This window comes from Nocardia ninae NBRC 108245 (assembly GCF_007990755.1).
GTDB classification, from domain to species: domain Bacteria; phylum Actinomycetota; class Actinomycetes; order Mycobacteriales; family Mycobacteriaceae; genus Nocardia; species Nocardia ninae.
The window spans coordinates 1-15,237 of sequence record NZ_BJXA01000061.1 but is presented as its reverse complement, the minus strand read 5'-3'; the positions used below and the strand labels follow the sequence as shown (position 1 = coordinate 15,237).

Genomic DNA, 15,237 nt, shown 5'->3' with positions numbered 1-15,237 from the left:
GATTCAGCACGTCTTCCTGACGTAGTCGGGCTCACCCGGAGTGGACACCTCGACGTCCCGAAGCACGATGCTCAGCTTGCTTCCGTACTCCGCGCATGCTGCTGCCAGTCCGGGTTCGGTGTACTCGATATCGATGACGTTGTTGTTGTACGCCCTGGCATAGTCACCGCATTCCTCGGTGTCGCCGCATTCCTCGGCCACCGCGAAATCCAGTCCGGCAGCGGCCCTTTGGTCGAGGAGTTCGGCGGCGTTCTTCTGGCCGATGGCGAGGCCGCGGTCGTGGGAGTACTTGGCGAGCAAGGCGATGAAGGCGACCGCCTGGTCGGGGGCCAGCAGTCCCTTGGAGCGGTCGTAGCTGTCGTAGTTGTCGACTTCGACCGCGTTGAAACGCTTGTCGGCGCAGCCGCCGATCCACTGGTTGACCTTGTCGGCGATGCGGGCGCGCTTGTCAGCGGTGCGGATGTCCAGCAGCGCCTCTTTCCACCGCGTGTCGTAGACGATCTTGCCGTCCTTGTCGCGCAGCAGCAGGTCGGCCGACCACTCGCTTTCCGCGCCGGGCTGCACCTGAAAGCCGTTGACGTAGCAGATGTTGTAGAGCCCGTTGGCCGGTTCGACGCTGTGGTCACGACTGACCACGGTCACCCCGGGCGGCGGCGCGTACGGGCTGGTGATCTGGTAATCGAACCCCGCGTTGACCGGCGGCAGGGTGATCACCGGCGCGGCGCCGGCGGTACCGGCCTGCTGCCCGGCGAGGCAGGAGGCCGCGGCGACGAGCACCGCGACGGTGGTCGCCCAGCGGCGGCGGATGCGTGCGATGGAAGTGGTGCTCACGAGACCCTCGTTCCCTGGTGACGGCTACCACCCGAAGGGCATCGCCCGGTCACCGCCCCACCCACGCACCGTGCCGAAAGCCCTTCAGGCACAGCCAGATACAACCACTCCCGGCCGGTCCCGTCAACGCCCGAGATCGGGGATAGTGGGATGGACTGCACGACAGCGGCTTACCGAATCAGGTTTCGGCCGGTTCGGCGAACGCGCCCAGGGACTTACGAAGTCAGTCCGCGGCGCGCATGGATTCCATGGCGGCGTCCAGGATCTGCCGCGTGTTGTCGCCGCTGAGCACACTGAAGTGGTTACCGGGCACGTACCGCAGATCGAGGTGCGGCGTACGGCTTTCCAGGCCGTCGATCAATACCGGTGTCTCCAGGAAGTCGTCGGTCGGATAGAAGACCTGTAGGACCGGAATGTCGATGTAGTCGTACTGCGGTTCGGTCAGATGCGGCCACATCGCCTGCCGGTATCGCTCGAGCCCGTCGGCGTCGTCGTCGACGTTAGTGTGCAGACCCCCGCCCGGCATCTCAGGAGCCATCAGCGAAGCCACCACACTCAGCATTTGAACCGGAATACCGGTACGTACCGCGGCGTCCGGCAGCACCGGTATCTCGATGCCCGCCAGATAACTCAACACCGCAACCTGCGCGGCCCACTGACCGGTCAGCTCCGGCTTCTCCCGCGGCACCCGTCGCAACGCGTTTCCCGCCAGATCCGCCGAGGGGAATCCGATCACCGACATCGACGCGATCCGGCCGGGATACATGGTGTTGTACTGACTTCCGATGAACGGCCCCCACCCGTCACCGAAGATGTGCACGCGACGCCCGGGAGCGGTCTGATCCATCACCGCGCCGAGCTCCCCCGCCAGATTCTCCATCGAGTAGGCGCCCGGCCTGCGGTCGTGACTCGTGCGACCCGCCCCGTGCATATCCCAGCGGACGACGTGAAAACCGTTCGCGGCCAACTGTTCTGCTATCGGCACCATGAGGCTGGAGTCGCCCGGCCAGTCCCCGGTCATCATGACCGTCGGGGCGTCGCCGTCGGGTCCGTATTCGAAGTACGACACCGGGAAGCCCTGGTATTCGACGAATCCCGGGCGACCCGAATCCTCCTGGTCTGCCTGTGCGGCGCCGGCCGGGCCGACCACTGCCAGTGCCACGACAGCGAGCAATGCCGCACTCCTGAACAGCCGCATCGTGCAGCCACCTCTCCATCATCGTCGAGAAGAATGGATGACCCACCGAGATCACAGCGCTGACAAGCCCCAGGAGCGTGCCCGATGAGGATATTACGACCTTCCCACTCTTTGGCAAGCATCCAGCTACCGATGGGCGTGGCGCACAACGCCCCATCGAGCGCCGTGTTCCTACCCGATATCGACGACTCGGGCCCATGCGGGCGGTGCGTCCGGAACGTAGTCGGGATCGCTTTCGCTCCACGTGTCGGCACTCGAGCGGCGAAACAGACCGACCACCGTCCGGCACGGTGGCCGCCTGGTCGGCCAGGGTGTCTGACCGTCGGTCAACACCACGAGTACATCCGGACCTGGTTGGGCACGAACCGCTTTGGCGATACCAGTGCGCAGATCTGTTCCCCCGCCGCCCACCAGAGGTATCCGCTCGGCACGGCACAGGGGATGCACGATTCTGGCCGCCGCGTCGCATGGCAGCACGGTGATCAGGTCGCGCCGCCCGCCCACGGCACGCGCGATGGCCGCCACTTCGAGCAGTGCGCTGCCCAGTTCGACGTCACTGACCGACCCCGAGGTGTCGATGAGCACCGAAACCCGTGGCGGCGTGCGCCGCAGGCTCGGCAGCACCACGCCCGGCACCCCGGCCGAGCGCCGAGCGGGCCGACCATAGGTGTAGTCCTCGCCCGCACCGGAACCGCCGACCGCCGAGCGGAGCGCGGCCCCCAGCAGATCACGCCACGGCTGTGGCGGATGGAACGCCTCCTCGGCCCAGCGCTGCCACCCTTTGGACGCGTCCCCCGGACGGCCGATGATGCCCTGCGCGACCCGGAATCGGACCGCGTCGCGTTCCTGCTCGCTCAGTCCGTCGGCGCCGTCCGGCCCCAACTCCCACTCCCGATCCAATCCGTCTGCGCCACTGCCACAGTCGAGCCAGGCCATGCCCTGCGTGAGCGGCCCGAGCCGGAACTCGAGCAGATAATCCTCCATGAGCTTTCCCGCGGGCAACTCCAGCGACGCGGGCGTGACAGCCCCCTCCGGCTGGACGAGCCCGTCGCCGAACACGTCGTCGTTGATCTCACAGTCCGCGGCGATGTTCATGCGCAATCGTTCTGCCGGGCCGGACAATTCGTGGCGCCGCGCGAATCGGTCACTGCGGCCGTGATGGTCGCGCAGCAGGTGCGACACCTCGTGCACCCACACTCCGGCGAGCTCCTCGACCGGCGTCCGGTCCACGAACCCCGGTGACACGTAACACCGCCAGTGCCGGTCGACGGACATCGTCAATACGCCGCGCGACTCGACGACGGACAGGGCGAACAGCGCGGTCGCCAGATAGGGCCGGACGCGGGCGGCGTGCAGCCGGGCGGCAAAGAGCTTGTCACGGTCCAACATTCGCGGCGCTCCTGCGGTCATCAGTTCGCTTTCGTGACGAGGCGGGCAACGACCTGATCCGCGCCACGGGACACCGAGACCACCCCGGCGAGCTGCTCGATGGCCACCGGCACATCCCAGTCGCCCTGGCGCAGCGTGGCGAGAGTTGTTGCGGGAACCACGATCAGGTCCGGCGCTCCGGTCTCCAAGGCATGGACCAGTAGCGCCCAGGCCGCGTCCCAGCGAGCCTTCTCCGGGCGCTTACGAACCGCCGCCACCACGCCGTCGAGCACGGCCTGACGCAGGTCGCCGCGCTCGGGCAGGACGGCGGCCGCCGGGTCGGCCAGCAGCATCTCCGGGTCCGGGAGGTCCATCCGGTCCAGGCTGGCCAGCAATTCGAAGCCCGGCCCGTCGCCCACCGTGCCACGGACCAGCAGGGAGAGCACGTCGCGGGACGAGCCTGCCGCGGTGGCGAAGGCGATCAGCGACACTGCCATCTGCCAGCTGCGCGGCGACGGCCAAGCGCCGCCCCGGCGCGTGTCGCTGGTGGGTATCTGATGGACCAGCGCGGGCCGGGCCGCGAGCAGCACACATACCGCACGTCGCGCGAAAGCCACTGCGTCAGTGAGTTTTTCCGTGGCCAAGCGGGGCAGTGTCGCGTGCGGCCAGACTCCGCCTAGACCGCGGACCACCACGTCGTGATCGTGGGTCCAGCGCAGGTGCACGAACCGGTTGGCCAACGGCGGGCTCAGCTCCCAGCCATCGGCCGCCGACGATCGCGGGTTGGCCGCCGCCACGATCCGGACATTCGGCGGCAGCTGGAGATTGCCGATCCGCCGCTCCAGCACCAGCCGCAGCAAGGCCGCTTGCACCGCGGGCGGTGCGGTGGACAACTCGTCCAAGAACAGCAGCCCGCGACCGGCCCGGACGAGGCGCACCGCCCAGTCCGGCGGGGCCATCGGGACGCCCTGGGCCGCGGGGTCGTCGCCGATGATGGGCAGGCCCGAAAAGTCCGATGGCTCATGCACGCTCGCGATCACCGTGGTCAGTGGTAGGTCGAGATCGTCGGCCAGCTGGGTGATGGCAGCGGTCTTGCCGATCCCTGGTTCGCCCCACAGGAGCACCGGCAGGTCGGCGGCCACGGCGAGCGCCAGGGCCTCCAGCTGGTTGTCGGGACGTGGTTCGGTGGTTACGTCATGGAGCAGAGCCAGCAACTGATCGGCAACGTCGAGTTGGGCGGATGCGCGGGTGGCAGTAAGCATGTGAATCACCTTGTGGTTGGCAGAGTTGGGTGTGGGGCGACGGTCAGTGAGATGCCGGGTTGTGCAGATGCGTACGACGGTGCTGGATGGGGACGAAAGTTTGTTCTCTGGGCCGGAAGCCGAGCTGGTGCGAGTTTCTGGATACGAGCGAAAGTCGTTCTCTCAGTAAGACACTGCGTCGCGCAGACCTGCACGACTCCGATAGAGGCGGGACGAAAGTGGCCCGGTCAGTGGGAAGCCGCGTTGCGCGGATGCGCGCGACGGTCGCGGGAACGGCGGCTCTGCGCCGGAACTCGGTTCATCCCTGGTTCGGAGAGACCAGCTCTGAACAGCCCGTGAGTAATCCGTCGACGCGCGGCCGCCTCGAGTTCGTCGCGCAAAGCGCCGTCGCGCAGCAATGCCTCGGGACCGAGCAGTCCCTCGACGATGGCCAGCGCGCCCGCGATATCGCCATGGTCCAGGCGTTCACGGACGCCGACAAGCCAGTCCGGTTGTCGATGCGCGGTGTCGATGGCCTGGAGGCAAGGCAGCGGCGTGCCGGACAGCGCGGCCAGCAGTTCCTCCCGCCGAATCTCGGCCGGGTCGTGATCCAGTGCCGCCAAAACCCCGTCGACCAGCCCTATTCGGTGCTGCTCTCCCCGGCACTCCACGATCCGTTGACCCGTGTGTTCGGGAGCCCGCGGCGCATCGGCCGACGAATAGCCGGGCACGAGCGCCGAAGCCACCAACGGATGCAATCGATCGGCCGTTATCGCACCGGCACGGAGCAGTGCCAGGTCGGGCAGCACCCAGGTCGCCGCGTCGGGTAGCACCGGCAGCACGGAGATGCCGCCGACCGGGTACTCCGACGCGATCCGCAGCGTGCGCGTTCCGTCGGCGGCGGCTAGATCCACCACCAACCGCTGTTTGGCTCCGAACCGGACAATGAACGTAGTGGTCGGCCGACTTTCCGCCTGGCACAGGATCTCTCCCTCGGGGGCCCATCGGTCGACCGCACAGTGGTCGAGTTCCGTTACCGCAGTGCGTAACTCGGGTGCCAGCGGCGGGCTGCATCTCTCGACTCCGGACCGCATGCGCAGCTCACCCACCCTGCGCGCATCCCACAGGTGGCGGTGCAGATCCAAGCGGAACCGCCGGTTGGGACGTGGATGCGGATGCTGTCCTGCGGTGGACCCGTCCCACAACGCCAGGCTGATCCGTTGACCCGCGTCCGCCCAGGCCGGCGCGGTACGAACCACGAGATACAGGAAACCTGCACTGCCGCAGCATATCTCGGTGTCATACCGGGCGAGCGCAATGGTCAGCCCCGGCCGCAACAGCCCGTCCGGAGCGATCCTCGGCATATGCCAGCGCAACAGATCAGGAGCCAGCGACCGCAGATCGGCTCGAATCCGACTCGCGAGTTCGGACCCATGACGCCGCGCCACCGACCGCATATCGATATCGACATCGAAACCCGCTGCGGCACAAGCCCCCGCCCAGTCCCGAACCAGTCGCCGGGCGGTAGCAGTCTCGATCATGGAGGGCGGCACGGCAAATTCACGCACGCGCGGCCAGAAGGACAAGCGGGAAAAGTTCTCATTCGTACTGTGAGTGAGCATCAGCACTCACCTGAGACGAATGGAACCCCCGATCTTTGAACAGAGTGAATCATCATCACGCTGATCATATCGCCCGGCTTCGAACCTCGCCAGCCGAGGGTGCACCGGACTGCTTCGCGTCAGGGCGGGTGGAAGCGATTATCGTATGAGTCCGTTGACGCCAGTAGTCAAGCCGCTCAGGAGGTCTCGCTGTGCCGATCACAATCCGCACCGCCACGACTGCCGATATCGATGCGTGCACACGCGTGCTTGCCGAAGGCTTCGCCGACGATCCGGTCATGGCGGCCATCTGGCCCGACCAGGGCAGACGGCATCGCGCGGTACCGCGCTACTTCACAACGTCCTTGCGGCACTTCCATCTGCGCGGCGGCGGTGTACAGATCGCTACCGACCAGCACGGTGAGGTCGGCGGTGTCGCGGTGTGGGATCCGCCTGGGCGGTGGGATCAACCCTTCTCGCGCACGCTGCGCGCGCTGCCCGAGTTGCTGCCTGCGCTGCGTACCAGAACAACGGCTGCGCTGGCTGTACGGCGTGCGCTGGACGAGCATCATCCGCGCACGCCACTGCACTGGTATCTGGCCAACATCGCGACGCCGGTCGACCGCCGCGGGCAGGGTTACGCGGCTCGGCTCATCGCTGATCGTCTCGCGGGCGCGCCGGACACGGCCGCTTATCTTGTGTGCACGCGTGAAGCGAACATCCGGTTCTACGAGAAGTTCGGGTTCGTGGTGCGTGCCACCTTTGTGCTGCCCGTAGGAGCCGAACCTCCTATGTGGGCGATGATTCGAGAGCCTTAGCCGGCCTCGTCCGGTACCACGCGACAGCGGCGACGACCGCAGGCGGGGTGAAATTGACGAGGAGGAACGGAATCTCCTCCAGGACACCGTAGCCCGCGTCGATGACGCCCACTGCCATGTTGCCGACGGTCAGGGCGAACCAGACCAGGAGGAAATCTTCGGCCGCACGGTGCAGTCCTTTTCTGCCGAAGCAGGATCCGATCAGCAGGAATACTGCGAGCAGGACGAAACCAACGATGATGATGACCGATGTACGGCTCACTTTTACTCCATCTCTGATGTTCGAGTCGTGGTGTGAATTACGTACGGTAATTCGCGATGACCTGCTCGGAGCACCATACAAGCAGGATTTGTGGACTCACCAATAATCACTGTTTCCGATGCGCCGATATTCGCCATAGCGTGGCCGGTGTCCGCTGAAAGTTTGAACAGATCGGAGCATGATCGTGGTACAGAGTTTGCAGGGTAAGTCGGCTGTGGTGGCGGCAGGTGCCAAGAATCTGGGCGGGCTGATCAGCCGTACGCTGGGCGAACGCGGCGCCAATGTCGCCGTGCACTTCAACAGCGACAGTACCGAACCCGAGGCCGACAAGACTGTCGCCGCGATCGAGGCGGCCGGTGCCAAAGCGGTGAAATTCCAGGCGGATCTGACGATTCCGGGGAATGTCGAGCAGCTGTTCGCGGTGGCGGTGGACGCGTTCGGCGGCGTGGATATCGCGGTGAACACCGTCGGAAAGGTGTTGCGCAAGCCGATCATCGAGACGACCGAGGAAGAATACGACTCGATGTTCGCGATCAACGCCAAGTCCGCCTATTTCTTCTTGAAGGAAGCGGGCAAGCGGCTCAACGACAACGGCCGCATCGTCACCGTGGTCACCTCGTTGCTCGCCGCGTTCACCGACGGCTACTCCACCTACGCGGGCGGCAAGGCGCCGGTGGAGCACTTCACCCGCGCGGCGGCCAAGGAATTCGCGCCGCGGCTGATCTCGGTCAACACCGTCGCCCCCGGCCCGATGGATACCCCCTTCTTCTACGGCCAGGAAACGCCGGAGCGGGTCGAGTTCCACAAGTCGCAGGCGCTCGGCAACAGCCTGACCAAGATCGAGGACATCGCCCCGCTGGTGGAGTTCCTGGTCGGCGACGGCTGGTGGATCACCGGCCAGACCATCCTCGCCAACGGCGGGTACACCACCCGCTGAGGCAACACCTGGCCAAGTGACGGCTGACTGTCCGACAACCGGGCGGTCAGCCGTCGGCGCGCGTACTGAACAGCAGGTCACGCAGGTCGGAGGTGGTGTGCGGCAACCACAGCGCCTGTGTCGCGGCCACCGGCCCCTCCTTCAGATCGACGACCTGCACGCGACCACCCAGCGCCTGCCCCGCGGGCGCCGTGACGATGGCGACGTGATCCGTGCCGACCACCGCGGTCACCGGCGGCGTGCCCTGGATGTGGTTGACGACGAACCGTGGTTCGAAACCCGCACGCCGACAGGTACTCAGGATGAAGTCGGTGTAATACGACGCCCCCGGCGGCGCCCAGATGACGATCTGCTCGTCCTGGAGGTCGCGCACCGTGACGGCCGTGCGATCGGCCAGCCGGTGCGTCCGCGCGACCGCGACGCGAACCGGGTGGTAGGCGATGACCGCCGACGCCAGGTCGGCCGGACTCGCGACACCGCGCCGCAATGCCACGTCGACCGAGCCCTGGTGCAGGGCGGCCGCGATGGCATCCGGAAACAGCTGCCGCACCGTGACCGACACATCGGGCCGCGCCGCCCGCACCGGCTCGATCAGGTCGTACACCTCGTCCGCGGTGATCGCGGGCGTATGACCGACAACGAAGGCGGGCGGTGCCGCGATACCCGCCTCATATGTCCGGCGATACAGCGCATCCGACGCCGCCAACAGCGCCCGCGCGCCGTCGCGCAACACTTCGCCCGCGTCGGTGAGAACCAGTTGACGACCGCTGCGATCGAACAGCTCCACCCGCAACTGCTTCTCCAGCTGACGAACCGAACTGCTCAACGCCTGCTGGGTGATGTGCAGCGCCGCCGCCGCGGACGTGAAACTCGACAGCTCCGCCACGGCCAGGAACTGCTGCAACCGATGCAGGTCCAGCACTCTGCCACCGGAGGCGAGATCACCTGGAACCATGCCGCCCATCGTAAGCCGACCGCAAAAGGGAACTGCTCTCCCCATGCGGAACGCAATGCCGGCTCCGAAATTATCCGGTAGCTGATTCAGCGCTGAAAGCCCGCGCCGCACGACAGCCGAGCCACCCCCCTTCCCCACTCTCAACTGGGGTTTTACCGAACCGACAGACAGGCTTAATCTCCGGCCATCGGGATTTATCCGTCCGTTTGGAGGAATTCGAAATGTCCCACACCTTTCGCAGAGTCAGAGCCGGTCAAGTTATCGCAGTAGCCGCCGCGGTGCCGCTCGCGCTATCGCTCGCGATGGCCGGGTCGGTGTATGCCGAGCCGGGCGCGCCGCCCGAACGGCAAATAGCCGATGAGATCAAAGCGGCCGCCGTCAACCAGCACCTGGAGAAGTTCCAGAGCATCGCCAACGCCAACGGCCGCACGCGCGCCGCGGGCACCGCGGGTTACGACGCCTCCCGCGACTACGTGGCCGGCGAACTCCGCCGCGCGGGCTACACGGTGACCTTGCAGCCGTTCACCTTCCAAGCCTTCCAGGAACGGACGACGGCGGTGCTGGCGAAGGAAGCACCGGCCGCCCCGACGACGTACAAGGCGACCCCGCCGAACCGCAGCGAGATCGGCGACTTCGCCACGGCGACCTATTCGGGTTCGGGTGATACGAAGGCGCCGGTCCAGGGTGTCGATCTGGTGCTGACGCCCGGTCCGCAGCCGGACACCTCGACCTCCGGTTGCGAGGCCGCGGACTTCGCCAAATTCACCCGCGGCAATATCGCCCTGCTGCAACGCGGTACCTGCACCTTCGCCGACAAGGCCCGAAATGCCCAGGCCGCAGGCGCTTCCGGCGTGATCATCTTCAATGAGGGTCAGGCGGGCCGGACCGACACCTTCACCGAGCCCCTCGACGAGAAAGGCATCAAAGTGCCGGTGGTCGGCGCGAGCTACACCGTCGGCAAAGACCTCGCCACCGCGGCGAAGCCGGTCGTGCGCTTGAAGACCGACACCGAGAGCCTGCCCGCCACCACGCACAATGTGCTGGCGGAGAGCAAGGGCGGCGACGCGAACAAGGTCGTGATGGCGGGTGCGCATCTCGATTCCGTGCGTGCGGGTGCCGGCATCAACGACAACGGTTCCGGCAGCGCGGGACTGCTCGAGGTGGCGCTGCAAATGGCCACACTCCAGCCGAAGAACAAGGTCCGCTTCGCCTGGTGGGGCGCTGAGGAACTCGGCCTGATCGGCTCGAAGTACTACGTGTCGAACCTGCCCGCAGCCGAGCGCAGCAAGCTCCGGCTCTACCTGAACTTCGACATGATCGGCTCGACGAACTTCGCCTACAAGATCTACAACGGCAGCGGCGGGCCGGCCGGATCCGCGCAGATCGAGCAGAACTTCAACCGCTACTTCGATTCCCGTGGTCTGTCCCACGTCCGCACGCCCCTCGACGGGCGCTCGGATTACGGGCCGTTCCTGCGGGCCGGGATCGCGGTCGGTGGCCTGTTCACCGGCGCGGAGGGCATCAAGACACGTCAGGAGCAGCAGATGTTCGGCGGCACCGCGGGCCGTCCGTACGACCCCTGCTACCACCGGTCTTGTGACACCACCGCCAACATCAACAACACGGCGCTGACCGTGAACACCGGTGCGATCGCTGATTCGATGCAGACCTACGCCAACGCCGACAACCCGCCCGGCACCGCCGCGACGCCGCGTCCCGCAGCAGAGCGCTGACATCGATCGATGACTACGTCCCGAGTGGGGGTGGGCAGCTGCCCGCCCCCACTTTCCGTTGAAAGACGTTCCGCTGCAAGCTTTTCTGAAGGGTTGATGCGATGACTTCGGTGACTGCGCTCCTGGTGGCCGCGTTCCTCGGGGCGGTGCCGCTGCCTGCGGCGCAAGCCGAGGCGGTCTGGCTGCACGACGACATCTACGTGTCCGCGGGTAAGGCCAATGCCTATATCGACGTGCGGTGTCCCAAAGGACAACAGCGGTGGACATTGACTGTGCGCCTCACTGCGGTCGAGCCGGGCCGACCGACGGCTACCGGCTCGCTGACCACCTCGGCGGTGATCTGCGACGGTGAAACCCGGTGGCGCCAGCACCCGATCACCGTCCGGCCCGACAGCGCCCCGTTCTTCGCCGGCCGGGACGAGCGCAACGTGGGCGTGGCCGAACTCCGCGACCCGAGCGGCACCCTGGTCGAGACCATCACCCGGCGGATGTACTTCTACGCCTGGAACTAACGACATAGCGCATCGCTTGTGCATCATTTTGGGTAGAGTGGCGGTGCGCCGTTCCGGTAATGCCCGGCGGCAGCAATCGAAAACCGCCTCATCGAACCTCGGATCGCCGCGCCCCGGACGAATCTCCCCGGCCCGGCGGTCAGCACAGGAGAGCACCATGAATATCTCGTCCTCGATCCGCCGGACCGGCCTCGCGCTCCTCGGCGCGGGCCCTGTCGTTGCCGCGTTAGCGCTCACCGCTCCCACTGCCGCGGCGGCCGAAACAGCCTGCCCCGCACCGGGTGCCAGCGCTACCTCCGCAGCACAGTCGAACGCGCGCTGCTCGGCAACCAGCGAGGCGGGCGGCGCGGCGGCCGCGTACGGCTTCGACGGCACCGCCGCCGCCGACGCGGATGCCACGAGTTTGTCGCTCGCCATCGCCCAGAACGGCGGGCGCGCGACCTCGTCGTCCATGGCACTGTCCGGTCCCGCGGCCATCGCCATCGGCCCCGGCGCAACCGTCGATACCTCCGGTGTGCGCCCGGGCCTTTCGATCGGTATCGCCGGTCCGGGCGCGACCGTGACGGTCACCGGCGTTACCGGGCCGACGTGCAGCGGTGGTGTCGGATTCGCCGGAGACTTCCAGACCTTCCAGGGCTGCCTGTCCCTCAGCTGATACCAATGCCGCAGGCGCAGTGGTGGTTTCGTAATCGCCACCACTGCGCCGCATGCGGCTACCGGACTACCGCTCAGGCGTCCGGCCGGGCAACATCCCCACGCCAAGCACCGGTTTCCTGGCCGCGCTGTTCGATGAACCTCTTGAACCGCTGCATGTCGCCCTTGATCCGGTGATTCAGCAGGCCGAGTTTGTCGGCGGCATGCTCGACGAAGCCGTCGGGGTCGATGTCCATCTGCGCGGTGACCCGCGTGGTGTTGTCGTCGAGCCGGTGGAAGGTGATCACCCCGGAATGCTCGGGGCCACTGTCGGACTTCCAGGCCACCCGCTCATCCGGATGCTGCTCGGTGATGGTGGCGTCGAATTCCCGTGTCACACCGGCGATCTCGGTCACCCAGTGGGTGTGGGTGTCGTCGATCTGCCGAATCTCCTCCACGCCCTGCATGAAAGCGGGGAACGACTCGAACTGCGTCCATTGGTTGTACGCACGAGTGATGGGGACATGGACGTCGACCGACTCGGTGATGGTGCTCATCGCTACCTCCTGGTTTTCCGGCTCACAGACTGCACGAGCACAGGTGTAATGCATCATTCGTGCATCGCACTTACCTTCGGGCAGTACCCGGACCGCGACGACCTACACATCGACGGCATGCCCCGTTGCCGCCGACCGACTCAGTTCTGACGAGTGCGCAGCTGGTAGCGACGTTCCGCGTAGTCCATGTCGTCGCGCCACAGCCGCGTCGCGGCGCGGTTCATCAACGGGCGTAACACCGGCAGCGCTCGATGGGCGTGCCGAAAGCCGGGACGGTCGGAGTTCGCGATCACCGTCTCGATCACTGCCGTGCGTGCCCGGCCGTCGGGGCCAGAACCCATCGGGGTGGCGTGCGTTTCGACCACGCTACCGGCGCCTTCTCCGTCGAGGATCCGCATCGTGATGGTGCGCGGGTCGGGACAGCGGAACTCGGCCGCCACCGGCACGCCGAGACTGCGGGTCACGCGGAAGGTCACCGTCAGCAGGAATGCGTGGTTCTCCTCGGTGATGCCGTCGCGTGGCGGTGTCCGCGTCACGTCGAGGCGCGCGAACGAATACGGGTGGAACCATGCGCCGTGCCAGGGGTCGAGCCGATTGGCGATGATGTCGCGCGGCTCGCACACCCCGACCAGCCGGGTCACCGCGTGCACGGTGGTGTCGGCGGGGCGCGCACCGAGCACCGGCGCGTCGGTCGGCTCCTCACCGCCGACCGCATCCAGACGCACCCAGGCCAGCACCCCGTCGTCGTAGCCGGGGTACGGGCACCAGCGCGAGGCGCTGTCGCCGGCACCGACCCGCAGACCATGCCAGCGGCAGATCAGCGCGTCGTTCTCGACCTCGGCGGAAGCCAGGGGCGCACCCAGATGCGGGCACGCACCAGGACCGATGTGCAGCGCGCCGGAATCAGCACGCCAGGCGACGATCTCGCGGCCGCCCACCGTGGTGGCGAAGGGGCGATCACGACGGATCGCCCGGCTCGCGGCGATGACATACCAGTTGCCGGAGGGACGCTGTTGCGACCAACGCAGCGCCGCCGAGATCAGGCCGGGGTCCGCGTCCTGGTAGGTCGGCCGCTGCCGCGACCACTTCTCCGGCGCGAATCGCTGCAAGGGTGAGATTTTCACCGAGTCTGCCTTTCGCGAGTAGCCAGGGCGCGCAACAGCGCCGAACGACCCTGAGCGGGCACCGATTCCAGCCGGTGCCCCGCCGCATTCCATTGGCGCAGGAGGGAATTGGCGGCCAGCCAGCCGGTGGTCGCGGCGCGTTCCATCAGGGCGACCGGTAGATCGACGCGTATTCCGTCGCCCGCCAGCACCAACCGCGGATGCGGCGTGACAACGCCTGGGCGGGTAGCGAAGTCGCCGGGCGAGAAGCGCGGGCAATCCTGCCGCCACAGCATCGTCTCCCCCACGATGTTCGCGGCGGCGGTCTCCGGGTACATGGCATGCAGTCGCGCCAGCAGCTCTTTGCGCACCTTGGCCTGCGCCGCGGGTGTCGTCTCGGGCACCGCGTATGCGTGTAGTTCGACGACGCTGCCGCCGGTTTTCCCGGCCCAGTCCGCCGCTTGTCGTTCGTAGCGATCCAGCACGCTGATGTTGTCGAGCGGGTCCATGTCGCCGGTGCCGAGGAAGCAGGTCCGATCGGCGCGCACCGGCTGATCCAGCCAGAGCCGCAGTACTGCGAAGGCCGGGGCCAGTGCCAATCCGGCTATCTGCGAACGCCATTCGTCGTCACCGAGCTCTGGGGACGCGGCGACGACACGTTGCAGGCCGCCTGCGTCGGTGGCCAGCACGACAGCATCGGCGGTCAAGACCGCACCGGTGTCGTCGACCACCCGGAATCCGTCGCCGTCGCTGTCGATCCGCTCGACGGACACGCCTGTGTGGAATCGGACGGTGCCGGGCCGCTCCGGCGCGGTTAGATATTCCGCGAGCGGCGTCCACAGGCTGACATCGAAATTGTCCTGTGCCACATCGAAGACCAGCCCTTCGCTGGAGCCGAGGAAGTAGATGTGGAACATGGCGGCCAGCTCGGCTGCGGACATGCGCCGCGGTTCGATGAAGAAGCTGCGCGAGAACACCTCGAACGCCAAATGCCGGGCCGCTTCCGGAAAGTTGATGCGGCGCAAGAACGTTTCCGCGTCCAGGTGATCGAGCCGATGATAGATGTCGGGCACCGATACCGCGGCCAACGGCGCGGCGGCACGCGGGTCCATCCGGACGAGGTCGCGCAGCCGGAAGGTGGGGCTGCGCAGCGCGAACGCCAGCGCGTTCCAGGGTGGCGTGCGGGGCAGGCCACGGAAGGTGTCGCGGCGACCGTGGGCGTCGACCAGTGGATAGTCTTCCAGCCCGCGCAGCTGTCGCAGCTGGGGATCGCTGCGCGCCAGCAACTTTCGCAGGTTGTAGTACTGCGCGAAGAAGGCGTGGAAGCCGCGGTTCATCCCCACCGGCGTGCCGTCGGGGAGCTGTTCGGTCCAGCCGCCGACGCGTCCACCGAGGTAGCGCTCACGCTCGACCACCGCTACCCGGCAGCCGCGCTCGACCAGGCCGGTCGCGGCCGCCAGGCCCGCGATGCCGGCGCCGACCACGACC

Annotated in this window: 15 protein-coding genes; 5 read left to right on the top strand and 10 right to left on the bottom strand. The window is 67.0% G+C overall.

The window, feature by feature from the left end:
* Nucleotides 1-3: 3 nt before the first annotated feature.
* The 5 genes from NN4_RS32255 to NN4_RS32235 all read right to left on the bottom strand — a co-directional run bounded on the left by NN4_RS32255 (nucleotide 4) and on the right by NN4_RS32235 (nucleotide 6,179).
* Nucleotides 4-831, bottom strand: a complete 828-nt coding sequence (locus NN4_RS32255) for an endo alpha-1,4 polygalactosaminidase (protein ID WP_222595208.1) — start codon at nucleotides 829-831, stop codon at nucleotides 4-6.
* Between the two features lie 223 nt (nucleotides 832-1,054).
* A complete protein-coding gene (locus tag NN4_RS32250) occupies nucleotides 1,055-2,029 on the bottom strand; it encodes an alpha/beta fold hydrolase (protein WP_147139328.1) in 975 nt (324 codons plus the stop codon).
* Between the two features lie 171 nt (nucleotides 2,030-2,200).
* Entirely contained in the window at nucleotides 2,201-3,418 is a 1,218-nt protein-coding gene (locus NN4_RS32245) for a vWA domain-containing protein (protein WP_371865781.1), read from the bottom strand.
* Nucleotides 3,419-3,438: 20 nt separating this feature from the next.
* On the bottom strand, nucleotides 3,439-4,659 hold the full coding sequence (locus NN4_RS32240) for an AAA family ATPase (RefSeq protein WP_147139324.1): 1,221 nt from the start codon (nucleotides 4,657-4,659) through the stop codon (nucleotides 3,439-3,441).
* Between the two features lie 227 nt (nucleotides 4,660-4,886).
* A complete protein-coding gene (locus tag NN4_RS32235) occupies nucleotides 4,887-6,179 on the bottom strand; it encodes a hypothetical protein (protein WP_246181198.1) in 1,293 nt (430 codons plus the stop codon).
* A 272-nt stretch (nucleotides 6,180-6,451) separates the two neighbouring features.
* On the opposite strand from NN4_RS32235, the gene NN4_RS32230 reads away from it, so the two are divergent.
* On the top strand, nucleotides 6,452-7,057 hold the full coding sequence (locus NN4_RS32230) for a GNAT family N-acetyltransferase (protein ID WP_246181197.1): 606 nt from the start codon (nucleotides 6,452-6,454) through the stop codon (nucleotides 7,055-7,057).
* Here NN4_RS32230 and NN4_RS32225 read toward each other — a convergent pair.
* Complete coding sequence (locus tag NN4_RS32225; RefSeq protein WP_147139320.1) at nucleotides 7,029-7,319, bottom strand: hypothetical protein; 291 nt, start codon at nucleotides 7,317-7,319, stop codon at nucleotides 7,029-7,031. The genes NN4_RS32230 and NN4_RS32225 overlap by 29 nt on opposite strands.
* Before the next feature lie 178 nt (nucleotides 7,320-7,497).
* On the opposite strand from NN4_RS32225, the gene NN4_RS32220 reads away from it, so the two are divergent.
* The gene (locus tag NN4_RS32220) at nucleotides 7,498-8,256 is read left to right on the top strand and encodes an SDR family oxidoreductase (protein WP_147139318.1); all 759 of its coding nucleotides are present in this window, start codon (nucleotides 7,498-7,500) and stop codon (nucleotides 8,254-8,256) included.
* A 46-nt stretch (nucleotides 8,257-8,302) separates the two neighbouring features.
* Here NN4_RS32220 and NN4_RS32215 read toward each other — a convergent pair whose 3' ends face one another.
* Nucleotides 8,303-9,211, bottom strand: a complete 909-nt coding sequence (locus NN4_RS32215; protein ID WP_147139316.1) for a LysR family transcriptional regulator — start codon at nucleotides 9,209-9,211, stop codon at nucleotides 8,303-8,305.
* 221 nt (nucleotides 9,212-9,432) lie between these two features.
* On the opposite strand from NN4_RS32215, the gene NN4_RS32210 reads away from it, so the two are divergent.
* The 3 genes from NN4_RS32210 to NN4_RS32200 all read left to right on the top strand — a co-directional run bounded on the left by NN4_RS32210 (nucleotide 9,433) and on the right by NN4_RS32200 (nucleotide 12,111).
* Nucleotides 9,433-10,944, top strand: a complete 1,512-nt coding sequence (locus NN4_RS32210) for a M28 family metallopeptidase (protein ID WP_147139314.1) — start codon at nucleotides 9,433-9,435, stop codon at nucleotides 10,942-10,944.
* 101 nt (nucleotides 10,945-11,045) lie between these two features.
* Complete coding sequence (locus NN4_RS32205; RefSeq protein WP_147139312.1) at nucleotides 11,046-11,456, top strand: hypothetical protein; 411 nt, start codon at nucleotides 11,046-11,048, stop codon at nucleotides 11,454-11,456.
* Nucleotides 11,457-11,613: 157 nt separating this feature from the next.
* Nucleotides 11,614-12,111 (top strand): DUF6764 family protein, encoded by a 498-nt coding sequence (locus tag NN4_RS32200; protein ID WP_246181196.1) that lies wholly within the window; start codon nucleotides 11,614-11,616, stop codon nucleotides 12,109-12,111.
* A 73-nt stretch (nucleotides 12,112-12,184) separates the two neighbouring features.
* Here the strand turns inward: NN4_RS32200 and NN4_RS32195 are convergent, their stop codons facing one another.
* The 3 genes from NN4_RS32195 to NN4_RS32185 all read right to left on the bottom strand — a co-directional run.
* Nucleotides 12,185-12,646, bottom strand: a complete 462-nt coding sequence (locus NN4_RS32195) for an SRPBCC family protein (RefSeq protein ID WP_135236535.1) — start codon at nucleotides 12,644-12,646, stop codon at nucleotides 12,185-12,187.
* A 140-nt stretch (nucleotides 12,647-12,786) separates the two neighbouring features.
* Nucleotides 12,787-13,770 carry a Rieske (2Fe-2S) protein gene (locus NN4_RS32190; RefSeq protein WP_246181195.1) on the bottom strand — a complete coding sequence of 328 codons (984 nt, stop codon included), beginning with the start codon at nucleotides 13,768-13,770 and terminating at the stop codon, nucleotides 12,787-12,789.
* Nucleotides 13,767-15,237, bottom strand: a 1,471-nt coding sequence (locus NN4_RS32185) for an FAD-dependent oxidoreductase (RefSeq protein ID WP_147139309.1), incomplete at its 5' end; no start/stop codon positions are given. The genes NN4_RS32185 and NN4_RS32190, both read right to left, overlap by 4 nt.